This is a genomic window from Pseudomonas sp. 3B-A001-10F (genome assembly GCF_056313565.1).
Genome location: NZ_JBQYFW010000020.1, coordinates 64,858 through 90,320, shown reverse-complemented (window position 1 = coordinate 90,320; position 25,463 = coordinate 64,858). Strand labels below are relative to the sequence as shown.

Genomic DNA, 25,463 nt, shown 5'->3' with positions numbered 1-25,463 from the left:
GCCTTATTGATTACGTGAGGACTTTAATGGACGACAACAAGAAGAAAGCCTTGGCTGCGGCCCTGGGTCAGATCGAACGTCAATTCGGCAAGGGTGCCGTGATGCGTATGGGCGATCAAGACCGTCAGGCGATCCCGGCTATCTCGACTGGCTCTCTGGGTCTGGACATCGCACTCGGCATCGGCGGTCTGCCAAAAGGCCGTATCGTTGAAATCTACGGTCCTGAATCTTCCGGTAAAACCACGCTGACCTTGTCGGTGATCGCCCAAGCGCAAAAAGCCGGCGCGACCTGCGCATTCGTCGACGCCGAACACGCCCTCGATCCTGAATACGCCGGCAAGCTGGGCGTCAACGTCGACGACCTGCTGGTGTCCCAGCCGGACACCGGCGAACAGGCGCTGGAAATCACCGACATGCTGGTGCGCTCCAACGCTGTTGACGTGATCATCGTCGACTCCGTGGCAGCACTGGTACCGAAGGCTGAAATCGAAGGCGAAATGGGTGACATGCACGTGGGCCTGCAAGCCCGTCTGATGTCCCAGGCGCTGCGTAAAATTACCGGTAACATCAAGAACGCCAACTGCCTGGTGATCTTCATCAACCAGATCCGTATGAAGATCGGCGTGATGTTCGGCAGCCCGGAAACCACTACCGGTGGTAACGCGCTGAAGTTCTACGCTTCGGTTCGTCTCGACATCCGCCGTACCGGCGCGGTGAAGGAAGGCGACGAAGTGGTCGGCAGCGAAACCCGCGTCAAGGTTGTGAAGAACAAGGTCGCTTCGCCGTTCCGTCAGGCCGAGTTCCAGATTCTTTATGGCAAGGGCATTTATCTCAACGGTGAGATGATCGACCTGGGCGTGCTGCACGGTTTCGTCGAGAAGTCCGGCGCCTGGTATGCCTACGAAGGCACCAAGATCGGTCAGGGCAAGGCCAACTCGGCCAAGTTCCTGGCGGATAACCCGGAAATCGCCGCGAAGCTCGAGAAGCAACTGCGTGACAAGCTGCTGACTCCAGCCGTGATCGACTCCAAGGCCTCAGCAGTCAAAGAGACTGAAGACGACCTGGCCGACGCTGACATCTGATTGCAGCGATGACCACTGCAGTACTCGATACCCTCGTCGCGGTGCGACGAACCGCCATGGACCTGCTCGCACGTCGCGAGCATGGTCGAGTCGAGCTGACGCGCAAATTGCGTCAGCGCGGCGCCGAGGCGGAGATGATCGAAACAGCCCTCGACCGTTTGACGGAAGAGGGGCTGCTTTCCGAAGCCCGCTACCTTGAAAGCTTTGTTTCCTACCGTGCCCGTTCCGGCTATGGCCCTCTGCGGATTCGCGAAGAGCTGAGCCAGCGCGGTTTGCAGCGCGCCGATATTGAACTCGCCCTGCGCGAAAGCGGTATCAGTTGGCAGGAGCAATTGCAGGAGACGTGGCAACGCAAGTTCTCCGGGCATTTACCGATTGATGCGAAAGAACGGGCCAAACAGGGCCGGTTCCTGGCCTATCGGGGGTTTTCGATGGAGATGATCAACCGCTTGTTCAGCGGTCGAGGGATAGACGATTAAACCGATTCAATAAAAACGGCCCGCTATGAAAATAGCGGGCCGTTTTTTTTTGCCCTCAAATTGCCTTTGACGGTTCGCGGCTGCGTTGCGCTGTTTGCGGTTGGGAATCTGCCCAGTTTTCCGGCAGGTTGATGTAATCGATCAACTCCCTCAGACGCCCGTGAGTGCGCGCGTTGAAAGCGAAGGCCAGTCGCGCCAGATGGCTGAACTGCGCTTCATCGTGTTCCTCGCCGGCGTAGGCGTGTTGATGAAACCGATCGCTCAGGCACAAATCGGCAAAGGCCTCCTGCATGTGCTCCAGCGCTCGATCGCTGAGTTTGTGATGCATGCGGATCACGAATTGGCGCTTGAGCCAGCGACTGGAGTGGAAGTTACTGTAGAACTGGTTGATCTGCTCCACCGCCTCGTCGACGCTGTAGACCAGTCGCATCAGTTTCATGTCGGTCGGCAGGATGTAGCGGTTGCTCTCCAGTTGCTGGCGGATAAAGTCCATCGCGCCCTGCCAGAACGTGCCGCCCGGCGCATCCAACAGCACCACTGGCACCAATGGACTTTTACCGGTCTGGATCAATGTCAGCACTTCCAGCGCTTCATCCAGCGTGCCGAAGCCACCGGGGCATAAAACCAGTGCGTCGGCCTCTTTGACGAAAAACAACTTGCGGGTAAAGAAGAAGTGGAACGGCAGCAGATTGCCGGTGCCGTCCACCGTCGGGTTGGCATGCTGTTCGAAGGGCAGGGTGATATTGAACCCGAGGCTGTGATCGCGGCCGGCACCTTCGTGCGCGGCGGCCATGATGCCGCCGCCAGCCCCGGTGATGACCATTATCCCCGAGCGGGTCAAGGCTGCACCGAGTTCGCGGGCCATCGCATACAACGGATGTTCGACCGGTGTGCGCGCCGAACCGAATACGGTGACTTTGCGTCGGCCCTTGAATTGCTCCAGTACCCGAAACGCCTGCTCCAGTTCGCGCAGGGCTTGCAAGGTGATCTTGGCATTCCAGCGGTTATGGTCTTCCTGGGCCATGCGCAGCACGGTCAGGATCATGTCGCGGTAGATGGGAATATTCGGGCTGTTGGGGGAAACACGGTTGAGTTGTTCTTCGACCTTGCTGATGAGGTCGGGGCCGCTTTCCTGAAAATGACGACTGAGCAAGTCATTCGGTTGGTAAGGCATTCAACGTCTCCTTCTGCACAGGGCGTCGGCCCTGACGAGCGGCGTCAGTGCCGCGCTGCAAAAAACACACGATCGGCAGTTCCTTGCCTGCCGTTGAAAAAAGATCGGGAATACACTGAATCTAGACCCTCGCACGGATTTGCGCTGACTTGATCATTGCGCCGTAAAGTTTTGGCTGGCAATCGTTTATTGATTTTCCGCGCGTTGCTTCACCGCTCGTCTGAACGTGCGCCGAGGGGCAATCCCTCTGATTAACTAACGTACAGGCGCCGTACGACAGCTTTGCGTCAACGATCGTACGCCAGGCGCATGCAATTCAAGGATTCGTGGGTGGCAAGGAGGCGGGACATATGGCCAGAGTGATTCTGGAGATCGATACGCAACTGTATCGGATGTTGAAAGCGGCAGCCGAGACCAATCAACTCAGTCTCGAAGAGGAGTGCTGCCGGCGGTTGGCGGGCGGCGAGCGCCGTTCACACTATCTACAGGCCTTGCTGGCCGAACTGCGCGCCGAGGATGAACAGCGGCGCGCCAATTCGCGATGATTACTTCTTCTTCGCCGGGGCGGCTTTCGGGCAATCCGATTCCTGGTAGCTGGCGGAGCCGATCGCTTTGTTGGTTTTCACTTCAGTGAAGTCGTAACGCATGATCGCACCCTTGGCCATCAGCTTGCGGAACGACGGGTTATTGCACACCGAGGCGCCCAACTGGAAATACACGGCTTTAGGGTCAGCGCGCATTTTGTCGGCGTGGCTCTTCTGCACGCTCAGGTGGTTGATCAACTGCGTGCCTTCCACGGTGAAACCCTGATCAAGAATGTCTTCACTGATGGCGCGTGGCGTGCCGACGCTGCTTTGTGCGGCGACGTTGCGCAGCTCGCGGTTCAGATTCTGCTCACTCAGGGATGCAGCCTGAGCGGTGAAGGACGACGCCAGCAGAATGGCAGCGGTAGGAACGATAAGGCGCAGCATGAAACTCTCCTGATTCAGTGACTGGTGGTTCGACCAGCCCTGTGGCTGTGCGTTCAGTGGCGCCGGATTATAGGGGAGCCGGTCGGGACGGTACAGGTTTGCACTCGCCGCTCTGGTAAACTGCCGGCCTTTATAGCCTTGCCGAGTGCTGTGCGTGTCGAGTTTTCCTGCCGTAAGGCGTTGCCCGTGACCCATCATGCCCCCAACGCCGTAGCCCGCTTGCGCGATCAGCGCGAGGACGAGGGCATCAAGCCGATTCAGGCCCGTGGCTTTCGCTCCGAACGTTGCCGCGATTGCCGGGTGATCATCAGCCATTGCCTGTGCGCATGGCGACCTAGTGTCGAGACGCGGTCGGGCGTGTGCCTGATCATGACCGGCAAGGAAGTGTTCAAACCGAGCAACACCGGTTGGCTGATTGCCGACGTGGTGCGCGATAACCATGCGTTTATCTGGTCGCGTACCGAGCCCGATCCGCAGATGCTGGCGCTGCTCAATGACCCGCAATGGCAACCGTACCTGGTGTTTCCCGGCGAATACGTGGAGCCCTCGCGAGTCACCAACACCGTCGCCATCGATAGCAGCAAGCGCCCGCTGTTCATTCTGCTCGACGCCACCTGGACCGAAGCGCGGAAGATTTTCCGCAAGAGCCCGTATTTCGACCGTTTGCCAATCCTCAGCCTGCTGCCCGATAAACTCTCACGCTACCGCTTGCGCCGTTCAACCCGCAGTGAGCACCTGTGCACCGCCGAAGTCGCGGCGTTGTGCCTGGAGCTGGCCGGTGACAGCGATGCCGCCTCGGCGTTGGACGCCTATTTCGACGTGTTCACCCAGCATTACCTCGGCGCCAAACAGCAACTGGACATGAATGAAGCGACGCCGGCTCACGCCGAGTTGTTGCCTTATATACGAAAGCCGCAGCCGGAGTTGGCCCAATAGTGGCCCATACTGTACAAGCCAGCGGCCGTGCTGCTTGACCACCCCGTCTTCGCTGGGCATGCTTGGCGCCGATTAGGGTGCGGCCAAGATTTGAAACGCCGTGTTTGCTGTTGATTGGCGTTGAACGTGCCCCTGTGGATATCGCTTGAAAGCGGCATCTTGAGTTGCTTTGGCCAGACCGGAATGCTCCGGGTCTGCCATCAAAAACAGGATCATTTGAAAAATGGCCACATACGACATCCTGATTGCCGATGATCACCCCCTGTTTCGTAGCGCCCTGCATCAAGCGGTGACGCTGGGCCTTGGCCCGGATGTACGGCTGGTGGAAGTGGCGAGCATCGCCGAGCTGGAAGCGCGTCTGACCGAAAAGGCTGATTGGGATCTGGTCCTGTTGGACCTGAACATGCCCGGCGCTTTCGGGTTTTCCGGGTTGGTCATGCTGCGCGGGCAGTACCCGCAGATTCCGGTGGTGATGGTTTCGGCGCAGGAAGAAGCTTCGGTGATGGTCAAATCCCGTGAGTTCGGCGCCAGTGGTTTTATTCCCAAGTCCAGCGACCTCAGCGTGATTCAGGAAGCGGTGCGCAAAGTGCTCGATGGCGATGTGTTCTGGCCGCCGCAAGCGTTCGAGGCAGTCGCCGTTTCCGACGAAGCCAAAGCCGCCAGCGATGGCCTTGCCAGTCTGACGCCGCAGCAGTTCCGCGTGTTGACCATGGTCTGCGAAGGCCTGCTGAACAAGCAGATTGCCTATGAACTGAGCGTGTCGGAAGCGACCATCAAGGCCCACGTCACGGCGATCTTTCGCAAGCTGAATGTGCGCACTCGCACGCAAGCGGCTTTACTGCTGCAACAACTTGAGTCAATTCCGAGCCAATAATGGCTGGCGTCTTCACGCTTTTTTGACTTTTGTTGATCTAGCTTTCCCACTTCTTTTTGGTTGGTTTCTACTTTATGTCACCTTTCAAGGGCCAGACCGGCCTGAAACGTATCCTCAATGCCTCCGGTTACTCGCTGGATGGCCTGCGCGCAGCTTTCACTGGTGAAGCGGCGTTCCGTCAGCTGGTGCTGCTCAATGTCGTGCTGATTCCGCTGACGTTCTTCCTTAATGTCAGCCGTGTCGAACAAGCGCTGTTGATCGCTGTGTGCCTGTTGGCGCTGATCGTCGAGTTGCTGAATTCGGCGGTAGAAGCGGCCATTGACCGCATCTCGCTGGAACTGCATCCACTGTCGAAGAATGCCAAGGACATGGGCAGCGCCGCACAATTCGTGGCATTGAGCATGATCGCGCTGGTGTGGGCAGTGATTCTGCTTTAAGCGATTGTCGGCAAAACGATCTCGTCGCTGCGCTGCACCCCGGCGGTGAAAGCGCGGCACAGATCGAGAAATTCGCGCATGGCAGAAGTCTGATACTTCTGTTTGTGCCAGATGAAGTAGAACTGTCGCGCCAGATCCAGATCCGGCGTTTCCACCGGCACCAGACTGCCGCGGCGGAACGCATCACGCAGCGCCAGCCGCGAGATGCAGCCAATCCCTAGTCCTGATTCCACCGCGCGTTTGATCGCTTCGGTGTGTTCCAGCTCCAGACGGATATTCAATGCGCTGCGATGGTGACGCATGGCCTGATCGAAGGTCAGCCGCGTGCCGGAACCCTGTTCACGCAGAATCCATGCCTCGCGAGTCAGTTCTTCCATGGTCGCGCTGCCGCGTTGGGCCAGCGGATGCTGCGGCGCGCAGAACACCACCAGCTCATCCTCGACCCAGCTCTGCACTTCGATGTCCGGGTGGCTGCAATCGCCTTCGATTAGACCCAGATCAATTTCGTAATGGGCGACTTGTTGCACGATATTGGCCGTGTTCTGTACGTGCAGCTTCACCTGGCTTTCCGGGTGGCGCTGCATGAAACTGCCGATCAGCAGGGTCGCCAGATAATTGCCGATGGTCAGCGTCGCGCCCACCGACAGCGAGCCGAAACCGGATTTGCCGTTGAGCAGGTCTTCGATTTCCTTGGCCTGATCGAGCAGGGCCACCGCTTGCGGCAAGAGCTGTTTGCCGAGGGCGTTGAGGCTCAGCCGTTTGCCAGCGCGGTCGAACAGCTGGCAGCTGGATTGGCGCTCGAGTTCGGTGATCGACGTGCTGGCGGCCGACTGCGAGAGGTTGAGCAGACCCGCAGCACGGGATACGCTTTCCTGCTGGGCGACGGCGACGAAGACTTGCAGTTGACGGAGAGTAAATCGCATATCGATATAACCGATAACCCTTATCTTAATAATCCAGTTAACAGATATTGTCGTCGCTATTAGAATGCGATGCAATTGCGCACCGTCGCCTTCAAAAGCCAGCGCAGACCCAATCTCCAGGAGTCAAACGTACATGAGCAACATGAACCACGAGCGTGTCCTCAGTGTTCATCACTGGAACGACACTCTGTTCAGCTTCAAGTGCACCCGCGATCCGGGCCTGCGCTTCGAGAACGGTCAGTTCGTGATGATCGGCCTGCAACAGCCCAACGGCCGGCCGCTTATGCGCGCTTACTCGATCGCCAGCCCGAACTGGGAAGAGCATCTGGAGTTCTTCAGCATCAAGGTGCAGGACGGCCCGCTGACCTCGCAACTGCAGCACTTGAAGGAAGGCGACGAGATCATCATCTCGAAGAAGCCTACCGGCACCCTGGTTCTTGACGACCTGAACCCGGGCAAGCACTTGTACCTGCTGAGCACCGGCACCGGTCTGGCGCCGTTCATGAGCGTGATTCAGGACCCGGAAACCTACGAGCGCTTTGAAAAAGTGATCCTGGTTCACGGCGTACGCTACGTCAACGAAGTCGCCTACCGCGAATTCATCACCGAGCACCTGCCGCAGAACGAGTTCTTCGGCGAGGCGCTGCGTGACAAGCTGATCTACTACCCGACCGTGACCCGCGAGCCTTTCGAGAATCAGGGCCGCCTGACCGATTTGATGCGCAGCGGCAAGCTGTTCAGCGACATCGGCCTGCCACCGATCAACCCGCAGGACGACCGCGCGATGATCTGCGGTAGCCCGAGCATGCTCGACGAGACCAGCGAAGTGCTCGACAGCTTCGGCCTGAAGATCTCGGCGCGGATGCGCGAGCCGGGTGATTACCTGATCGAGCGTGCGTTCGTCGAGAAGTAAGCCCCCCCTTAAAAAGCCCCCATTGCCTATGCAGGCAATGGGGGCTTTTTTATGCCCGAAACATTTCCTTCATGCCTGCCACGATCCATGTGGGTGCGGCCTCAGGCTGTGGCAGGAATCACTTCGAGCACGCGGATCTGCTCTGGCGTCGGGTAATGCCAGCGCACATCCAGATCCCAGAATTGCGCACCGTACTCGCGTTCAGGCGCCGGGATTTGATAGGCCGGACGCGGATCCTGGGCCAGGCACTGTTCAATCAGCTCAACCAAGGGTTCGCCAAGGCGCTGAGCGTGTGTGTGCGCTTGTTTCAGCGCTGAGTCCGTCCATTGCACGTCAATCAACTGCGGCGCGGTGCTGGCGATGCTATTGGCGGCGTCGGGGATGATATCGGCGTAAGGCACGTAGGGTTTGATGTCGAGAATCGGCGTGCCGTCGAGCAAGTCGATCCCGGAGATGAACAACCGATTGGCTTCAACCTTGTCCAGTTTCACCACCGATTGGCCGATGCCGTTTGGTCGATGGGTGGCACGGGTGGCGAATACGCCCATGGATTTGTTGCCGCCCAGTCGCGGTGGGCGGACTTTCAGCCGTGGTTTGTCTTCCAGTGCCTGATGGAACAGAAACAGCAGCCAAACGTGACTGACCTGCTCCAGCCCTTGCACGGCGTCACCCTGATCGAACGGCGCCACCAGTTCCAGCACGCCACGTGCGGCGGGGGCCAGTTGCGGTTGACGGGGGATGGCGAATTTCTCCTTGAAGCAGGAGCGCACGAAGCCGATGGGGGAGACGCTGTAAGTCATGGTGTGTATTCGAAGCGGGGCAGGGGTGGGCATGATAACCCGTCCCGCATGAGGTCTGGTGCTGGCAGGGCTGACCTCTTCGCGAGCAAGCTCGCTCCCACATTTGATCTATGGCGTGCACAAGATCCCTGTGGGAGCGAGCTTGCTCGCGAAGGCCGCGCCGCCGATCTACAGACTGAACCCACCATCCAGCGGAATAATATTCCCGGTCATATAGGCCCCAGCCGTACTCGCCAGACTGATCGCCAACGCCGCCATTTCCTCTTCACGCCCCCAACGCTTCATCGGAATCAGCGCCGTATCCTCGGCCAACACCTGCTGATCATTGCCAATATGCTGGGTCATCTTGCTCGGAAAGCGCCCCGGCGCAATCACGTTGACGTTGATGTGCTGGCTCACCAGTTCCCGCGCGAGAATCCGCGACAATTGATGCAGGGCAGCTTTACTTGGCCCGTAGGCATACGCCTGCTCGCCAAACGAAGAAATCCCCGCCACCGAACCGATGTTGATGATCCGCGCCGGGTTCGCCGCCGAACCCGCTTTGCGCAACAACGGTAGAAACTGCTGGATGCAACTGAACACCGACGTCACGTTGAGCTGCATGACTTTTTCCCAACCCTTGACCGGGTAGCTCTCCAGCGGCGCGCCCCAAGTAGTGCCGGCGTTGTTCACCAGAATATCCAGTTGCGTGATCTGCTCGCCCAGGCGCGCGGCCAGTTCCTGCACGCCTTCTTCCGTCGCCAGATTCGCCGCCACGCCGTGACACTTGCCCAAGGCGCTGAGTTCTTCCGCGGTTTGATGGCAGGCTTCGGCGTCGCGCGAGCAGACATAGACGCGCGCGCCAGCCTCGACAAAGGCTTTGGCGATCATTTTGCCGATACCACGGGTGCCGCCGGTCACCAGAGCGGTGCGGCCTTGCAGGGAGAAATACGGGTGCATGGCGAGTCCTGAGTGCTAGGGATCAATACACCCTAGTCGTCAGCCGCGAAAAGCGGAGCCACTATTTTCAGAGGGAATGAGCGGTCATGCGTTGCGGCGGCGACCATCAGTCGCCACCGCAGAAGGAGATCAGGCCGGGCGAACGCGCAGGGTCAGCCCCTTGAGGAAGTTGCGCAGCAACTGGTCGCCACACGGGCGGTAGTTGGTGTGGCCGACCTTGCGGAACAGCGCACTCAGCTCAGGCTTGGACACCGGGAACTCGGCGGCCTTGAGGATCGCGTGCATGTCGTCTTCTTTCAGTTCGAAGGCCACGCGCAGTTTTTTAAGGATGATGTTGTTGGTCACCGGCACTTCGATCGGCTGCGGCGGACGGCTTTCGTCCTTGCCACGCTTGAAGATCACCAGACCGTCGAGGAAGTGCGCGATGACTTCGTCCGGGCAGCGCACGAAACCTTCTTCGTCTTCTTCTTTCTTATCGAGCCAGGTCACTACGTCGGCGAGCGCTACTTCCATGCCGCCGAGCTTGATGATTTCGACCACTTTCTTGTCGCTGATGTCGAGCATGTAGCGCACGCTGCGCAATACGTCGTTATGAATCATGTGAGTAATCCTGATAAGCGTTGTGGGCAGCACGCAGGCGCGCTGCCGGAATGTGTGGCGGCAGTGGAAGTCTTAGAACTTCTCTTTGCCGGACAGGTAGCGCCATTGGCCGACCGGAACCTTGCCGATCGAGACGCCGCCGATACGGATGCGACGGATGCCGATGACCTTCAGGCCCACCGCTTCGCAAAACTGGGCGATGATGCCGGGCTGCGGGTTTTTCATGGCGAAGCGCAGCCGGTTTTCGTTCTGCCAGCTGGCCTTGACTGGCGGCAGCTCCTTGCCCTTGTGGGTCAGGCCGTGCTGCAGGCGATTGAGGCCGTGGGCGACCATGTCGCCTTCGACTTCGACAATGTATTCCTGCTCGATCTTCGCGGCGTCGGCGGTGAGCTTGCGGAGGATTTTCCAGTCCTGAGTGAACACCAGCAGACCGCTGGCCTTGGCTTGCAAGTCGGCGCTGGCGGTCAGGCGCAGGAAGTGCCCGCGCAACGGGCGCTTGCTAAAACGGTGCTCTTCGCTGAGGGTTTCGGCGCTCAGCGATTGCATGGCGGTCTCGACGCCCATACCGGCTGGCGCGTTGAGCAGGATGGTCACCGGCTCCGGCGCGGTGGCCCTGGCGTCCTTGTCCAGCTCGACCTTCTGCTCGCCGACCTTGAATTGCGGCTCGTCAATCACTTCGCCGTCAACGGTGACCCAGCCGCCCTCAATGAACAGTTCGGCCTCCCGGCGGGAGCAACCGACCAGTTCGATGAGGCGTTTGGAGAGGCGAATCGGGTCAGTCATGACAGGGCCGTAACAAAAAAGGGGTGGGCATTGTACCTGTGTGGCGCCGGTTAAGCCCGGTTCCATTTACAGGCGCTGAATTCAATGTGGGAGCGAGCTTGCTCGCGAAGGCGTCCTGCCAGTCTATGTGTGCAGTGACTGGTACACCGCATTCGCGAGCAAGCTCGCTCCCACAGGGGTTCCCTGGTGTATCAGCCGTTGCCTGAGCGTTGCTGATTTTGTCGCAGGCGCATGTGCAGCAACGGATACGGCTGGCCCATGCCATCCACCTCCGAACGGCCGATCACCTCAAAACCCTGCTTGAAGTAAAAGCCCAAGGCTTGTGGGTTCTGCTCGTTGACGTCGAGTTCATCGGCATTCAAGTGCTGCATCGCGTAGGTGAGCAGTTTCTTGCCCAAGCCCTGGCCACGATGTTCGGGATCGATGAACAGCATTTCAATCTTGCCCGCTGCAACTCCGGCAAATCCGGTGATGCGCTGGTTAGCATCCTTGGTGCAGATCAGCATTACTGCATCGAGATAGCGGGTGAGCACCAGATTGCGCAGCAGTTCGATATAGCTGTCCGGCAGAAAATCATGTGTCGCGCGAACCGAGGCCTCCCAGACCCGGGTCAGTTCCTGGTAATCGCTGAGTTTCGGCGTGTGGATGACCGAATGGTGACGCATGCCCGTCTGCCTCTTGTCCGTTTCAAGGGAGTCCGTCCCCCGCTAAACGATAGCCGTAAAAAAGCCCCGCATCTCGTAAAAAGAGCGGGGCTTTTTGTATTTTTTGCGGTGTCTGGCTGGATACTTCTGTCGCCAGCAAGATCTCTCCCCCTCACCCCAACCCTCTCCCCCAGAGGGGGCGAGGGGGAAGGGAGCTGATCTTCGTGCTGTTCAAAACCTGAGTTCGACTCGATATTTCAAGTCGCCGTCATTCTGAAGAGCACCTCGATCAGTCCCCTCTCCCCCAGAGAGGGCGAGGGGGAAGGGAGCTGAACTTCGTGCTTTTCAAACCTGAGTTCGACCGGATAGCTCAGGTCGATGTACCTCGAAAGAACAACACGGTCAGCTCCCTCTCCCTCTGGGAGAGGGCTGGGCGGGCGGCGTTCCGATGAGGGGCTTTTGATCTTCAGATCAGATCTGCTCAGCCCACAGGTCATATTCGTCAGCGTCAGTCACTTTGCACCAGACCTTATCGCCCGGCTTCAAATTGCTGCCGTTATCAATAAACACGTTGCCATCGATTTCCGGGGCATCGAAGAAGCAGCGGCCAACCGCGCCTTGCTCGTCGACTTCGTCCACCAGCACTTCGATTTCACGGCCGATACGCATTTGCAGGCGGGCCGAGCTGATCGCTTGCTGGTGCGCCATGAAGCGATCCCAACGATCCTGCTTGACGTCGTCCGGTACGATCTCCAGATCCAGATCATTCGCCGGAGCGCCATCCACCGGCGAGTACTGGAAGCAGCCAACGCGGTCGAGCTGGGCTTCGGTCAGCCAGTTCAGCAGGTACTGGAAATCTTCTTCGGTTTCGCCCGGGAAGCCGACGATGAAAGTCGAACGGATGATCAGGTCCGGGCAGATTTCGCGCCAGTTCTTGATGCGCGCCAAGGTCTTGTCTTCGAACGCCGGGCGTTTCATCGACTTCAACACTTTCGGGCTGGCGTGCTGGAACGGGATGTCCAGGTACGGCAGGATCTTGCCGGCGGCCATCAGCGGGATCAGCTCGTCAACGTGCGGGTATGGGTAAACGTAGTGCAGACGGACCCAGACGCCGAGGGTGCTCAGCGCTTCGCAGAGTTCGGTCATGCGGGTTTTCACCGGCGCGCCGTTCCAGAAGCCGGTGCGGTATTTCACGTCAACGCCGTAGGCGCTGGTGTCTTGCGAGATCACCAACAGCTCTTTAACGCCGGATTTGACCAGGCGCTGAGCTTCGTCGAGTACATCACCGACCGGACGGCTGACCAGTTTGCCGCGCATCGACGGGATGATGCAGAAGGAGCAGCTGTGGTTGCAGCCTTCGGAGATCTTCAGGTAGGCGTAGTGGCGCGGGGTCAGTTTGATGCCTTGCGGCGGCACCAGGTCGATCAGCGGGTTGTGATCTTTACGCGGCGGCACCACTTCGTGCACGGCGTTGACCACTTGCTCGTACTGCTGCGGACCGGTCACGGCCAGCACGCTCGGGTGCACGTCGCGGATATTGCCTTCTTCCACGCCCATGCAACCGGTGACGATAACCTTACCGTTTTCCTTGATCGCTTCGCCGATCACTTCCAGCGACTCAGCCTTGGCCGAATCAATGAAACCGCAGGTGTTGACCACGACCACGTCGGCGTCCTGATAGGTGGACACCACGTCATAGCCTTCCATACGCAGCTGGGTCAGGATGCGCTCGGAGTCGACCAGTGCTTTCGGGCAACCCAGAGATACAAAGCCAACCTTGGGATTGGCCGGCGCAGGAGTGGTGGACATGTCTAACCTCGGTATTTTGTGACATCGCTTTCTTGGTGCGAAAGCCGACGGATGGGCGCTTAGGGCGCGCCTCTGATCAAAAAGTGCGCAATTCTAGCGGTGAGGAGCGCACTTGACCAGCTTTATGCCGGGAAATACGACGAGTGCTGCGCTATGCTTCGCGCCGTTGAGCTTTACCAATTTTTTACAGTCAACAAAACGTCTGTAACAACAGGTAAAACAGCGCATGCTGCACCACAAAGCATAGTGCTTCATTCAAAGAAGCCGGTTCTGAGAAGTAGGAGTGTTGGATGGGTCAGGCAAGTAGTCATGCGGCAGGCGCCGAGGGTTCGGCAACCAAGCCGCTGAGCATGCTGGTCGCGGCAGTCGGGGTAGTTTACGGCGACATCGGCACCAGCCCGTTGTACACCCTCAAAGAAGTTTTCGCTGGTCACTATGGGGTGCCGGTCAACCACGACGGAGTTTTCGGGATTCTGTCGTTGATTTTCTGGTCGCTGATTTGGGTGGTCACGATCAAGTACGTGTTGTTCGTACTGCGCGCTGACAACCAGGGGGAAGGGGGGATCATGGCGCTGACCGCTCTGGCGCGACGTGCATCCGGCCGCTACCCGAAACTGCAGGCGGTGCTGGTGATTCTGGGGCTGATCGGTGCTGCGCTGTTTTACGGCGACAGCATGATCACGCCGGCCATCTCCGTATTGTCGGCGGTTGAAGGTCTGGAGCTGGCTTTCGACGGGCTTGAGCGTTGGGTGGTGCCACTGTCGTTGATCGTACTGGTGGCCTTGTTCCTGATTCAGAAACACGGCACCGATCGCATCGGCAAGATGTTTGGCCCGGTAATGGTGGCTTGGTTTCTGGTGCTGGGCACTCTGGGTGTAAACGGTATCGTCAAACACCCTGAAGTGCTGAGCGCGTTGAACCCGATATGGGGCGTGCGTTTCTTCATCGTACATCCTGGCATGGGCGTAGCGATCCTCGGTGCGGTTGTGCTGGCGCTGACCGGTGCCGAAGCGCTGTATGCCGACATGGGCCACTTCGGCCGCAAGCCTATCGCCCGCGCCTGGTTGGTTCTGGTGCTCCCGGCCCTGGTGCTGAACTACTTCGGTCAGGGCGCGTTGCTGCTGGAAAACCCGGAAGCGGCGCGTAACCCGTTTTACCTGCTGGCGCCGAGCTGGGCACTGGTGCCACTGGTGGTACTGGCGACCCTGGCCACGGTCATTGCTTCGCAGGCGGTGATTTCCGGCGCGTTCTCGTTGACCCGTCAGGCGATCCAGCTTGGCTACATTCCGCGCATGCACATACAGCACACTTCCAGTGCCGAACAGGGCCAGATTTACATCGGTGCGGTGAACTGGGCGCTGATGGTCGGCGTGATCCTGTTGGTCATTGGCTTCGAATCCTCGGGCGCGCTGGCGTCGGCTTACGGTGTGGCGGTGACCGGCACGATGCTGATCACCAGCATATTGGTGTCGGCAGTGATTCTGCTGTTGTGGAAATGGCCGCCGCTGCTGGCGGTGCCTATTCTGATTGGCTTCCTGCTGGTCGATGGCCTGTTCTTCGCGGCCAACGTGCCGAAGATCATTCAGGGCGGTGCATTCCCGGTACTGGCGGGGATTGTGCTGTTCATCCTGATGACCACTTGGAAACGCGGCAAGGAGCTGCTGGTCGATCGTCTCGACGAAGGCGCACTGCCGCTGCCGATCTTTATCAGCAGCATCCGCGTGCAGCCACCGCATCGAGTGCAGGGCACCGCCGTTTTCCTGACAGCGCGCTCCGACGCCGTGCCGCACGCCTTGTTGCACAACCTGCTGCACAACCAGGTGCTGCACGAGCAAGTGGTGTTGCTGACGGTGGTCTACGAAGACATCCCGCGCGTACCGCCATCGCGACGCTTTGAAGTCGAAGCGCACGGAGAAGGCTTCTTCCGGGTGATCCTGCACTTCGGTTTCACCGACGAACCGGACGTGCCGCAGGCGCTGAAGCTGTGTCATCTGGATGATCTGGACTTCAGCCCGATGCGCACCACGTACTTCCTCAGCCGCGAAACGGTGATTGCCTCGAAACTTGAGGGCATGGCGCGTTGGCGTGAAGCGTTGTTTGCGTTCATGTTGAAGAATGCCAATGGGAACTTGCGGTTCTTCAATCTGCCGCTGAACCGGGTGATTGAATTGGGGACGCAGGTGGAGATGTAAGCCCCGCCGCAACTCAAAAGCCCCCGTCAGCGTCAAGGCTGCCGGGGGCTTTTTTGTGCCTGCACATAAACCTCAAACCCACGCAAATCCCCTGTGGGAGCGAGCTTGCTCGCGAAGGCTGAGTGACAGGAGAAGCATTCTTCGGCTGACCCACCGCATTCGCGAGCAAGCTCGCTCCCACAAGGGTTCTGTGGTGTTAGTGGCTTTCAGGCAATTCTTCTTCGGATTCGGTCTTTGTGCGAGCAGGTCGTGGGATCAGCGCTTGGATCACATCATCAATCAAGGCTTTGCCCATCACCGTCAGGTAATGCGCCGCCCAGGCATGGCGGTCGGTGTCTCTGATGAAGGCTGCATCCTCGGCGAAGGATTTGGCGAGGGATAGCAGGTCGGAGGATTGCGACAAGGCATCGATGATCGGGATGCCGGCGCGGACGTTGAAGAACGCTTGATCCGAGTTGTAGAGGAAAGGGGTGAAGCCGATGGTTTTAGCGTTTGCAAGTCCGTGCAGATCAGTTTCGGTCATCGTGTTACTCCTTGGTTCGAAGTGCCGCGACTTTCGTTACCACGCGAAAGGGAGGCAGCTGTACGCAGGGTGGTAAACCGGGAACCAAGGAAACCGGCACGCCCGAAAGCGTCCCACGCACAGCCGCCATAACTTGAGGAGCGCGCTGTTGCGATGGTTTCTCCGGGTTACCACACCCGATCGCTGAATGGGTCAGCGACGTCCGGAGAGTATCCCGTCAAAAAACAGCGCAATAGAGCGGCAAAGCGCCCGAACACGAGTTTCGGAGTTTGCCTACAAGGTCTGTGGGCGTCATCTGATATTGCGAGACCAGACGTAAACGAAACTGAACGTTGCTGGCGGTTTTGTGGGTGATTGTTTGGCAGATGAATGAGTGTGGAGTTGACTATTCGATAATGCCAATCAAGCAGGTGTCCACGTTTTATGGAATGTGGACACTTGGCGTTTTTAGCTTTCTGAAGAGTCAAGAGATTTACGAGCCTTGGCACAAAACCGCAGAATCCAGCGCAATTCCCCTGTGGCTGCTGGAATGTAAAAAGCCCCCGTAACTGCGAAGTTGCGGGGGCCTTTTGTGGGCGTGGCTCAGATCACTCTTCGGCGACCGAGTCCTTGCTCTGACGCTTCTCGATCAAATCCACCAAACGCTTGGCCAGCGCCGGGTAGTTCTCGTCGAAGTGGTGGCCGCCAGGCAGTTTCACTGCTTCGCCAACAGCAGTCTTGTCCGTGCAGCCACTTTCATCGGTCTCTTCTTCACCGTAGATGCATACGACCTTGGCCGCTGGCAGCTTGGCCATTTCCGGGCCGGTGGCGGCTTCTTTGCCGGCGTTACCCAGCCAGCCTTCGACTTCGATTTCGAAGCTGCCGGTACGGGCGAAGGCCAGCAGGATGATTGCGTCGACGCGCTGCTGCTCGGTTTCTGGCAGGCGGTTGTAGATCGCCGGCAACACGTCAGCGCCGAACGAGTAACCGGTGAGGATAAAGCGCTTGGTGCCCCATTTCTGCCGGTAGTGCTGCATCAGTTCGGTCAGGTCCAGTGCGCTTTGTTCCGGGCTCTTGTGCTGCCAGTAGTAGCGCAGGGTGTCGATGCCGACCACCGGGTAGCCGATCTTGGCCATTTCACCGGCCACGTCGCGGTCGAGATCGCGCCAGCCGCCGTCACCGGAGAGGAACAGGGTCACGGTGTCTTTGGCCTGGCCGGCCGGCACTTCAACCACCGGGATCGCCAGACCGCCGTTGGCCTTGTCGCCGCCGACGAGGATCTTGCGCAGTTCGTTGTTCAGCACTTGCGGCAGGTTGATGTCGTAGTCGCTGATGCTGGTTTCGGCGTTCGGTTGATCGCGCACGAAACCTGCGCTGGCGTCGTCCGGGTTGTCGTTCCATGCCACCAGCCAGTGGCCGTGGGCGGCGGATTTCGGCAACAGGTGAGTGCAGCCGGGTTTTTCCAGCGCCAGGTCCACGGAAATCGCTTGGGCCTTGTCGTCCTTTTGCTCAGACAACCAACGCCAGGCCAGTACCGCGCCGGGGCCGATACCGCTGACCAGCGTAGCCGGGCCGTTCAGTTCGCGCAGACCGGTTTGCAGGGCGCGGCTTTGCAGCAGGCAGTCCTTGGGCAGAATCACCTGAACGATTTGCGCCGAGGCGCTGCGGCTCAGGGTGGTCAGTTGTTTTTCAGAGAGTTTCTGGTCGTCGTTGACCGCGACCAGCACCTGCGCCTTGGGTTTGGTGCCGGGGATGACGCGGGTCAAAACGGTGCCGTCTGCCGCCGTAACAGGTTCGAGCGTCGGTTCTGGTGCCGGACGTTTGAGGTACCAGAAACCGCCGCCGGCAATCACGGCCAGCACGATCAGTGCGGCCAGGATGTACTTCAGGGAGCGTTGAATCATCAGCGTTTCACCAATCCAGTCAAGCCGCCCGCGATCAGGGCAGCAGTGTCGGCCAGCGCCACCAACGGATCGAGTCCGGCGGGCACGGCCATATAACGGGGTTCCCAGTCAGGCTGGAACTTGTCTTTGAAGCGGCGCAAGCCTTGGAAGTTGTACAGCTGCTCACCACGGCGGAAAACCATCGAGCCCAGTCGCTGGGTCAGCGGTGCACCGCGCCGGGGTTGCAACCCCGACAACGGCACCATGCCCAGGCTGAAGCGCGCGTATCCGTGACTCTTATAGTGTTGAATCAGGCCGACCATCATGAATTCCATGGTCAGCTTGGGGGCGTCCGGGTGCGCACGCATCAGGTCGAGACTGGCCAGGTCATGGCTGTAAGTCTCGAGCAGGTTGGCGAATGCCACCGGGCGACCTTCGAAGCGAATCACCGCGATGCGGAAATGCTTCAGGTAATCGTCGCTGAAGCGGCCGAGGGAGAAGCCTTTCTCACGCACGTTCTTGCCGGTCAGCCACGCATCGGAAATCACTTTCAATTCGTCCATCGGCGCTTGGCCCGGTTCGTGGATTTCCAGCGACAGACCATCGCGGGTGCCACGGTTCCAGGTGTAGCGCAGGTCCTTCATCTCTTTGCCCTTGGCTTCCAGGTCAAAGCGAAGCAGATCGACCCGGGCTTCTTCGCCGAGTTTGATCGCGGTCAGGCCGATGTCCATGTAGTACGGCAGGTTCTCCGCGCGCACCTGGTAGAACACCGGGCGAGCGTGGTGAATGTCGCAGAGGTCGCGGAACTGCCAGATCATCTCGGCGCGTTGCTGGCCGGGGCCGATCGGGTCGTACAGCGCCACCAGGCTGCGGCCACGGCGTGCGTACATCAGGAACGCTTCGTCGTTCTGGTGAAACAGCAGCGCCTTGTCACCGGTCAGCGCGAGGCCACCGTCGGGTTGCGACGACGCCATCAGAATCTTCGCCGCGCGATCGAGCTCGTCAGGCGTCGGCAGGTGAATGACCGGGCGCGCGGTGCGCAGCAGCCAGGTCAGCGCGATGACCAGCAACAGCACGGCAGCGCCGAGCAGCGAGCGCAGGCCACGCGGGGCGTCAGCGTCGAGGGTGAACTGCCACCACAGTTGATGGCTGTACGGCACGTCCTGATAGGCGAACAGCAGCAGCCACGTCGAAGCACCCAGCACACAGAGGCTGGCCACCAGATACAGGGGGGAGAAGGGCAGTTCGGTCAGGCGGCTCGGGCGATAGAACGAGCGACGGAACACACCGAGCAAGGCTGCGGTGAGGGTCATCAGCGTCGCTTCTTCCCAGTCGAAACCTTTAAGCAGCGAGAGCAGGGCGCCGACCAGCAGCAGAATGGTGGTCAGCATCCACGCCGCCGACAAGCGCCGACGCAGACCCTGAGCGAGCATCAGACAGAGCACGCCGATCAGGCTGGCGCCGAAGTGCGAGGCGTCGACCAGACGGTGCGGGATCAGAAAACCGATGTGCTCCAGACGTGTATCGATCTCGGGCGTCGCGCCGGAAAACAGCAACACCACGCCGGACAGGAACACCAACACCGCCAGAATCGGTGCCGCCAGGCCGGACGCGGCGCGCATGGTCTGGGTTTGAAACAGACGCTGGCCTTCGTTGATCAGCAGCAATACGCAGGCAACCAACAGCGGCAGCACCACATAGATCAGGCGATACAGCAGCAGGGCAGCGGCCAGAGGCGCGGCACCGAGCTTGTCGGCGAAAGCGGCCAGAAGAATCGCTTCGAACACACCGACACCGCCGGGCACATGGCTGAGTACACCAGCCGCCAATGCCAACAGGTACACCAGCAGGAACGCGCCGAATGGCGGCGCTTCCGGCAGCAACAAATAAAGAACCGTGGCGGCAGCCGCAACGTCGAGGGCGGTAATGATCAGTTGCAGGAAGGTCAGGCGACGCCCCGGCAAACGCAGCGTGCGGCGGCCAACCCTAACCAGCAGGTTGTCGCGCAACGGTTGTTCCGGCAGGCGCCGACGGTAGATGCCGATAGCCAGTACTGCGCCAAGCGCCAGCACAACAGCGGCAACCGTGCCGAGCAGACCTTCGGACAAACCCAGGGCTTGAGAGGCAGCAGGCAGGTCGCTCAGCGTTGCCAGAGCAGCCAGCGGCGGCAGCGCGCAGCCCAGCGACAGGCTGGCGAACAAGGTCATGTGCGCAACTTCCGACGCTCCCAGACCCAATCGTGCATATAAACGGTAGCGCACCGAACCGCCGGACAGCAGCGACAGACCGATCGCATTGCCAATCGCAAACGCGGTGAAGCCGCCCAGCGCCAATGTGCGCGGCGGCAAGGTCACGCCGGCATAGCGACTGGCCGACCATTCATAGCCAAGCAGAATAATGAAGCCGACCACGGTCGCACCGAAGGCGCCGAGCAAGGCGGGTTTCGGCACGTCAAGAATCGAGTCGTGCAACGCATCGAGATCGAGTTCGGCGAGCAGATGACGACAGGCAATCAGCGCAATGGCGAACAACAGCAAGGTGACCCCCAGCCCGATGGGCTGACGGTATTTGCTCAACCGATCCAGCAAGCGCAGGCGCTCGGGTTTGATCGGGTGTTCCGCTGTGACGGTGTCTTGTGGATCAGACGAGTTGGCGCGCATCAATCACCTCTTGGATTGTGCGCGACAGGATGGAGGTATCCAGCCAAGTTACCAATCCCTGTAGAAAAAAATAATCACAAAATACTACGCCTCTCACCGGGCATCGGCGAGGGCAGTTCCTGGATTGCAGAGGCCTTGCCTGCGACTCAAGCATAGTCGCAAGTGAGGACTTCTGAAGATCCCAAGCGGTTCACTGCACAGTGACAGATCATTGTTGCGAAAGGACTTTTTCAACAGATACAAAAAAGGCCACTCTTTCGAGTAGCCTTTTTTGATGTTTGGTTGCGGGAGCCGGATTTGAACCGACGACCTTCGGGTTATGAGCCCGACGAGCTACCAGACTGCTCCATCCCGCGTCTGTGTGGCGGCATTCTACAGGCGAACGGCGAGGTGTCAACCGCTAATCCCATAAAGGGTCAAATAAGTGTGCAATCGCGTCAAACGGTCGCAGGTGGTGCGTTAAGTTTCGGAAATGCAAAGAATTCCTGTTTGGCGATCGCTTCTTTATAAGAAGCGGAAATCGACAAAACAGACGCGCACAAAAAAGGCCACTCTTTCGAGTAGCCTTTTTTGATGTTTGGTTGCGGGAGCCGGATTTGAACCGACGACCTTCGGGTTATGAGCCCGACGAGCTACCAGACTGCTCCATCCCGCGTCTGTGTGTCGGCATTCTACAGAGGAACGCGGGGGTGTCAACCCGCAATCTGGATAAAATCTGTTGAGGTTCAATCGGTTAGCGCTTTTTGTCGGGTGTTTTTCCTGGTGCAGGGCAGGTGGCGCAAGGCTTTCAGCTCTATTGGATGCCTCTCGTCGATTGATAAAATAAATTCAAAGGACCTTTCCTACCGCCTAGAAAGAACATTCATACCACTGGTGCTATATACAGGTGTCAGTGAGATACTGCCGATCCGGCTCGCCACGTTTCCTTTTCTGACATGACTCAGCGAAAAATCATCCACATCGACTGTGATTGCTTCTACGCCGCTATCGAGATGCGCGATGACCCGCGTCTGGCCGGCAAGCCGTTGGCGGTGGGTGGCTCGGCGGACCGGCGCGGGGTGATCGCCACCTGCAATTACGAAGCGCGGGCCTATGGCGTACGTTCGGCGATGGCTTCGGGACATGCTTTGAAGCTGTGCCCGGACCTGACCATCGTCAAGCCGCGCATGGACGCCTATCGCGAAGCGTCGAAAGAAATACACACGATCTTCAGCGACTACACCGACCTGATTGAACCGCTGTCGCTGGATGAGGCTTATCTGGATGTTTCCGATAGCGCGCATTTCGGCGGCAGTGCCACACGCATTGCCCAAGACATTCGCCGGCGGGTCTCCAATCAATTGCACATCACCGTGTCTGCGGGCGTGGCGCCGAACAAGTTTCTGGCAAAAATCGCCAGTGACTGGAAAAAGCCCAATGGACTGTTCGTTATTACGCCGGATCAGGTGGAGGAGTTTGTCAGCGGTTTGCCAGTGAGCAAGTTGCACGGCGTCGGCAAGGTCACCGCCGACAAGCTCGGCAAGCTGGGGATCGTCGACTGCCAGCACTTGCGCGAGTGGGACAAGCTGGCGCTGGTGCGCGAGTTCGGCAGTTTTGGCGAGCGACTGTGGAGTCTGGCCCGTGGGATCGATGACCGGCTGGTGCACAACGACAGTCGGCGTCAGTCGATCAGCGTGGAAAATACCTACGACGTTGATCTGCCGGATCTGCGCAGTTGCCTGGATAAATTGCCCGAACTGCTCGAAACCCTGAAAACCCGTATGGCGCGGATCGACAGCAGTTATCGGCCGGGCAAGCCGTTCGTCAAAGTGAAGTTTCATGATTTCACCCAGACCACACTGGAGCAGGCCGGGGCGGGGCGGGATCTGGGCAGTTATCAGTTGATGCTGACGCAGGCGTTTAATCGCGGCGGTAAACCGGTGCGGTTGTTGGGGGTTGGGGTAAGGCTGGAGGATTTGCGCGGCGGGTTTGAGCAGATGGAGTTGTTTGAACGGTAATTTTCCGGTGTGCGTCAGGGCCTCTTCGCGAGCAGGCTCGCTCCCACATTGAAACGCGTTCCAATGTAGGAGTGAGCCTGCTCGCGATTGGCTTTAATTCGGTCCCGGATCTGCAACCAAGCGTCCGGCATCCTTGGTCAGCGACTTGAGAAACTCGGTCTGCAACTCAGGATCATTGCGCGTCAATTCGATCAGGCTTTGTTCCAGCTCGCTGGCTTCTTCTTCCAGACCCAGTTCCGACAGACGTTTGACCCGGTGCACCCACTGGCTCACTTCGTCGTCTTCCAGGTCGTCATAAATCAGCCCGTGCGCTTCCAGCAACTTGCCGCGCAGATGACTGCTGATCATCAGCGATGAGTCAGAGTGAACGTCATCCTTGGCGTCTTCGACGCTGATCTGCAGTTTGCCGACATGATTGAGGTCATTTTCGGCAAACGGACTGTCGAGCAGGTTCAGGCGCAGCACACCGTTACGATCAGTGGTCATGTCGAAGGTCTGTTTGCCAGCCTTGACCTGCACCGGGCGTTCGCTCCACGGCAGGCTCGAATACTCCGTACGCTTGTCGCGCTGGACTTCATCGATGCCGGCCAGGTTCTGTTGCGCACGACCGTTGGACTGCGCGTTCATGAACGGGTTGAGCCCGGCAAAACCATAGCTCAGCCAGTCCTTGGTGACGCTGTCCGGCAAGTTGCCGAGGGCGAACACATTGACCACGTTGGCGCCGATGCCGCCCACCACGGCTACCGCGCCCAGCGGAATCTCATAGATCTCCCGCCAAGGCTGGTAAGGCGTGTAGCGATCGTAGCGACGCGTCACTTCGAACTCGGTGACTTCGAAGGTCTTCTGCTCGTTGATCTTTACGCGTCGCTGCGGCAGCTCAAGCTCCTTAGGCTCACCGACATCGATCTGCAGGCTGTGGTCGAGCAATTTTCGCTCGACCCGCTCTTCGTGCTCGCTGCGTTGTGACATGTGATTGGCACAGCCGCTGACCAGCAGGGCACCGCACAGGGCGGTGCCACCGAGGCCTAAGGTGTTTCGCTTGAACATGACGTCTCTATCTGGTTTCAGCGGCGGATACGGGCCTGAAGGAAGGACACCACATCGGCGACCGGCAGCGCTTGCGCTTCCGGCTCGGTACGGCTCTTGTATTCCAGGTTGCCTTCGGCGAGGCCGCGGTCGCTGACCACGATCCGGTGTGGAATGCCGATCAGCTCCATGTCCGCGAACTTGATGCCCGGGCTGGTTTTCTTGTCGCGATCGTCCAGCAGCACTTCGAAGCCGGCAGCTGTCAGTTCGGCGTACAGCTTGTCGGTGGCTTCGCGCACCTGCTCGGTTTCATAACGCAGCGGCACCAGAGCGATCTGGAACGGCGCCAAGGTGTCGCTCCAGATGATGCCGTTGGCGTCGTTGTTCTGCTCAATGGCCGCAGCCACCACGCGAGACACGCCGATGCCGTAGCAACCCATTTCCAGAGTGACTGGCTTGCCGTTCTCGCCCAGCACTTCGCACTTCATCGCTTTGCTGTACTTGTTGCCCAGCTGGAAGATGTGCCCGACTTCGATGCCACGCTTGATTTCCAGTGTGCCCTTGCCGTCCGGGCTTGGGTCACCGGCGACCACGTTACGCAGGTCAGCGACGGTCGGAACCGGCAGGTCACGCTCCCAGTTCACGCCGAAGTAGTGCTTGTCGTCGATGTTCGCGCCGATACCGAAGTCGCTCATCAGCTCGACCGAACGGTCGATGATGATTGGCAGCGGCAGGTTGAGCGGGCCGAGCGAACCGGCGCCGGCGCCAATGGCGTCACGCAGTTCGGCATCGGTGGCCATGACCAGCGGGCTGGCCACGCCAGGTTGCTGGGCAGCCTTGATTTCGTTGAGTTCGTGGTCGCCGCGGATGACCAGCGCGATCAGCTTGCCTTCTTCTTCGGCGCGCACGATCAGGGTCTTGATGGTCTTTTCAATCGGCAGATTGAATTTTTCCACCAGCGCCGCGATGGTTTTGGTGTCTGGTGTATCGACCAGGCGCAGCTCTTCGGTCGGAGCGGCGCGCGACGTTTCGCGTGGCACCGCTTCGGCTTTTTCGATGTTCGCCGCGTAGTCGGAACCGTTGCTGAAGACGATGTCGTCTTCGCCGGATTCGGCCAGTACGTGGAATTCGTGCGAACCGGCACCACCGATCGAACCGTTGTCGGCTTCAACCGGACGGAATTTCAGGCCCAAGCGGGTAAACACGTTGCAGTACGCTTGGTGCATGCGGTCATAGGTGACCTGCAGCGATGCCTGATCAGCGTGGAACGAGTAAGCATCTTTCATGATGAATTCACGGCCACGCATCAAGCCGAAGCGTGGGCGGATTTCGTCACGGAATTTGGTCTGGATCTGGTACAGGTTGATCGGCAGCTGTTTGTAGCTGCTCAACTCGTTGCGCATCAGATCGGTGATCACTTCTTCATGGGTCGGGCCCGCGCAGAAGTCGCGACCGTGGCGGTCTTTGATGCGCAGCAGCTCAGGGCCGTACTCTTCCCAGCGCCCCGATTCCTGCCACAGCTCGGCCGGTTGGGTGCTCGGCATCAACACTTCCAGAGAACCTGCAGCGTTCATCTCTTCGCGAACGATGGCTTCAACCTTGCGCATGACTCGCAGGCCCATGGGCAGCCAGGTGTACAGGCCGGAGGCGAGCTTGCGGATCATGCCGGCGCGCAGCATCAGCTGGTGGCTGATCACGACCGCGTCGGAAGGCGTTTCTTTCTGTGTGGCGAGCAAAAATTGACTGGTGCGCATGGTTGGCCGTTGTCGGTTGCTATGACTGGAAATGACTCCGCAGTGTACCGGCGAGTTTTGCCGACGTACAGGCGTGAGGTCAGTG

At 59.1% G+C, this 25,463-nt stretch carries 24 protein-coding genes and 2 tRNA genes; 9 read left to right on the top strand and 17 right to left on the bottom strand.

What is annotated here, in order from left to right; genetic code table 11:
* Positions 1-26 precede the first annotated feature (26 nt).
* Both recA and recX read left to right on the top strand, forming a co-directional pair.
* A complete protein-coding gene (gene recA / locus AC0ZWN_RS18795) occupies positions 27-1,082 on the top strand; it encodes a recombinase RecA (protein ID WP_007908746.1) in 1,056 nt (351 codons plus the stop codon).
* Positions 1,083-1,090: 8 nt separating this feature from the next.
* A complete protein-coding gene (gene recX / locus AC0ZWN_RS18790; protein ID WP_476336060.1) occupies positions 1,091-1,561 on the top strand; it encodes a recombination regulator RecX in 471 nt (156 codons plus the stop codon).
* Between the two features lie 55 nt (positions 1,562-1,616).
* Here the strand turns inward: recX and AC0ZWN_RS18785 are convergent, their stop codons facing one another.
* Positions 1,617-2,735 carry an LOG family protein gene (locus AC0ZWN_RS18785; RefSeq protein WP_476336059.1) on the bottom strand — a complete coding sequence of 373 codons (1,119 nt, stop codon included), beginning with the start codon at positions 2,733-2,735 and terminating at the stop codon, positions 1,617-1,619.
* 350 nt (positions 2,736-3,085) lie between these two features.
* Here AC0ZWN_RS18785 and AC0ZWN_RS18780 point away from each other — a divergent pair, with 350 nt between their 5' ends.
* Positions 3,086-3,280 (top strand): hypothetical protein, encoded by a 195-nt coding sequence (locus AC0ZWN_RS18780; protein WP_077571372.1) that lies wholly within the window; start codon positions 3,086-3,088, stop codon positions 3,278-3,280.
* On the opposite strand, the gene AC0ZWN_RS18775 is transcribed toward AC0ZWN_RS18780, so the two are convergent.
* Positions 3,281-3,706, bottom strand: coding sequence for a PA3611 family quorum-sensing-regulated virulence factor (locus tag AC0ZWN_RS18775; RefSeq protein WP_016985722.1), 426 nt, complete (start codon positions 3,704-3,706; stop codon positions 3,281-3,283).
* Positions 3,707-3,892: 186 nt separating this feature from the next.
* On the opposite strand from AC0ZWN_RS18775, the gene AC0ZWN_RS18770 reads away from it, so the two are divergent.
* Positions 3,893-4,642 (top strand): tRNA-uridine aminocarboxypropyltransferase, encoded by a 750-nt coding sequence (locus AC0ZWN_RS18770; RefSeq protein WP_476336056.1) that lies wholly within the window; start codon positions 3,893-3,895, stop codon positions 4,640-4,642.
* Between the two features lie 72 nt (positions 4,643-4,714).
* Here AC0ZWN_RS18770 and AC0ZWN_RS18765 read toward each other — a convergent pair whose 3' ends face one another.
* Entirely contained in the window at positions 4,715-4,873 is a 159-nt protein-coding gene (locus AC0ZWN_RS18765) for a hypothetical protein (RefSeq protein WP_476336055.1), read from the bottom strand.
* Between AC0ZWN_RS18765 and erdR the strand changes: the two genes are divergently transcribed.
* Both erdR and AC0ZWN_RS18755 read left to right on the top strand, forming a co-directional pair.
* The gene (gene erdR, locus AC0ZWN_RS18760) at positions 4,866-5,516 is read left to right on the top strand and encodes a response regulator transcription factor ErdR (protein WP_093436424.1); all 651 of its coding nucleotides are present in this window, start codon (positions 4,866-4,868) and stop codon (positions 5,514-5,516) included. The genes AC0ZWN_RS18765 and erdR overlap by 8 nt on opposite strands.
* Positions 5,517-5,590: 74 nt before the next feature.
* Complete coding sequence (locus tag AC0ZWN_RS18755; protein WP_003222276.1) at positions 5,591-5,953, top strand: diacylglycerol kinase; 363 nt, start codon at positions 5,591-5,593, stop codon at positions 5,951-5,953.
* Here the strand turns inward: AC0ZWN_RS18755 and AC0ZWN_RS18750 are convergent.
* The gene (locus AC0ZWN_RS18750; protein WP_093436421.1) at positions 5,950-6,876 is read right to left on the bottom strand and encodes a LysR family transcriptional regulator; all 927 of its coding nucleotides are present in this window, start codon (positions 6,874-6,876) and stop codon (positions 5,950-5,952) included. The two genes, AC0ZWN_RS18755 and AC0ZWN_RS18750, sit on opposite strands and share 4 nt — an antisense overlap.
* Positions 6,877-7,009: 133 nt before the next feature.
* Here AC0ZWN_RS18750 and fpr point away from each other — a divergent pair, with 133 nt between their 5' ends.
* Positions 7,010-7,789: a ferredoxin-NADP reductase gene (gene fpr, locus AC0ZWN_RS18745; RefSeq protein ID WP_007908723.1), complete on the top strand. Its 780-nt coding sequence runs from the start codon at positions 7,010-7,012 to the stop codon at positions 7,787-7,789.
* A gap of 101 nt (positions 7,790-7,890) precedes the next feature.
* Here fpr and tsaA read toward each other — a convergent pair whose 3' ends face one another.
* The 6 genes from tsaA to rimO form a co-directional block, all read right to left on the bottom strand.
* The gene (gene tsaA, locus AC0ZWN_RS18740; protein WP_476336052.1) at positions 7,891-8,589 is read right to left on the bottom strand and encodes a tRNA (N6-threonylcarbamoyladenosine(37)-N6)-methyltransferase TrmO; all 699 of its coding nucleotides are present in this window, start codon (positions 8,587-8,589) and stop codon (positions 7,891-7,893) included.
* A 168-nt stretch (positions 8,590-8,757) separates the two neighbouring features.
* The gene (locus AC0ZWN_RS18735; protein WP_476336051.1) at positions 8,758-9,528 is read right to left on the bottom strand and encodes an SDR family oxidoreductase; all 771 of its coding nucleotides are present in this window, start codon (positions 9,526-9,528) and stop codon (positions 8,758-8,760) included.
* A gap of 129 nt (positions 9,529-9,657) precedes the next feature.
* Positions 9,658-10,128, bottom strand: a complete 471-nt coding sequence (locus AC0ZWN_RS18730; protein WP_007908719.1) for a YehS family protein — start codon at positions 10,126-10,128, stop codon at positions 9,658-9,660.
* A 72-nt stretch (positions 10,129-10,200) separates the two neighbouring features.
* Complete coding sequence (locus AC0ZWN_RS18725; protein WP_476336050.1) at positions 10,201-10,911, bottom strand: rRNA pseudouridine synthase; 711 nt, start codon at positions 10,909-10,911, stop codon at positions 10,201-10,203.
* Positions 10,912-11,102: 191 nt separating this feature from the next.
* Positions 11,103-11,576: a GNAT family N-acetyltransferase gene (locus AC0ZWN_RS18720; RefSeq protein ID WP_093436409.1), complete on the bottom strand. Its 474-nt coding sequence runs from the start codon at positions 11,574-11,576 to the stop codon at positions 11,103-11,105.
* A 450-nt stretch (positions 11,577-12,026) separates the two neighbouring features.
* Positions 12,027-13,364 (bottom strand): 30S ribosomal protein S12 methylthiotransferase RimO, encoded by a 1,338-nt coding sequence (gene rimO / locus AC0ZWN_RS18715; protein WP_102355718.1) that lies wholly within the window; start codon positions 13,362-13,364, stop codon positions 12,027-12,029.
* Positions 13,365-13,714: 350 nt separating this feature from the next.
* Here rimO and AC0ZWN_RS18710 point away from each other — a divergent pair, with 350 nt between their 5' ends.
* A complete protein-coding gene (locus AC0ZWN_RS18710) occupies positions 13,715-15,556 on the top strand; it encodes a potassium transporter Kup (protein ID WP_443218371.1) in 1,842 nt (613 codons plus the stop codon).
* A 196-nt stretch (positions 15,557-15,752) separates the two neighbouring features.
* Here the strand turns inward: AC0ZWN_RS18710 and AC0ZWN_RS18705 are convergent, their stop codons facing one another.
* The 5 genes from AC0ZWN_RS18705 to AC0ZWN_RS18685 all read right to left on the bottom strand — a co-directional run bounded on the left by AC0ZWN_RS18705 (position 15,753) and on the right by AC0ZWN_RS18685 (position 21,256).
* Complete coding sequence (locus AC0ZWN_RS18705; RefSeq protein WP_476336049.1) at positions 15,753-16,079, bottom strand: DUF3077 domain-containing protein; 327 nt, start codon at positions 16,077-16,079, stop codon at positions 15,753-15,755.
* Positions 16,080-16,666: 587 nt separating this feature from the next.
* Positions 16,667-17,962 (bottom strand): virulence factor family protein, encoded by a 1,296-nt coding sequence (locus AC0ZWN_RS18700; protein WP_095126537.1) that lies wholly within the window; start codon positions 17,960-17,962, stop codon positions 16,667-16,669.
* Positions 17,962-20,601, bottom strand: a complete 2,640-nt coding sequence (gene mprF, locus AC0ZWN_RS18695) for a bifunctional lysylphosphatidylglycerol flippase/synthetase MprF (RefSeq protein WP_476336048.1) — start codon at positions 20,599-20,601, stop codon at positions 17,962-17,964. The genes AC0ZWN_RS18700 and mprF overlap by 1 nt, the downstream gene beginning before the upstream one ends.
* A 279-nt stretch (positions 20,602-20,880) precedes the next feature.
* Positions 20,881-20,957: transfer RNA gene (locus tag AC0ZWN_RS18690), tRNA-Met, on the bottom strand.
* 222 nt (positions 20,958-21,179) lie between these two features.
* Positions 21,180-21,256, bottom strand: a tRNA-Met gene (locus AC0ZWN_RS18685).
* Positions 21,257-21,536: 280 nt separating this feature from the next.
* Here AC0ZWN_RS18685 and dinB point away from each other — a divergent pair.
* On the top strand, positions 21,537-22,598 hold the full coding sequence (dinB, locus tag AC0ZWN_RS18680) for a DNA polymerase IV (protein WP_095049107.1): 1,062 nt from the start codon (positions 21,537-21,539) through the stop codon (positions 22,596-22,598).
* A 93-nt stretch (positions 22,599-22,691) separates the two neighbouring features.
* Here the strand turns inward: dinB and AC0ZWN_RS18675 are convergent, their stop codons facing one another.
* Both AC0ZWN_RS18675 and AC0ZWN_RS18670 read right to left on the bottom strand, forming a co-directional pair.
* Complete coding sequence (locus AC0ZWN_RS18675) at positions 22,692-23,645, bottom strand: hypothetical protein (RefSeq protein WP_093436376.1); 954 nt, start codon at positions 23,643-23,645, stop codon at positions 22,692-22,694.
* A 17-nt stretch (positions 23,646-23,662) separates the two neighbouring features.
* Positions 23,663-25,378 (bottom strand): proline--tRNA ligase, encoded by a 1,716-nt coding sequence (locus tag AC0ZWN_RS18670; protein WP_476336045.1) that lies wholly within the window; start codon positions 25,376-25,378, stop codon positions 23,663-23,665.
* Between the last annotated feature and the right edge of the window lie 85 nt (positions 25,379-25,463).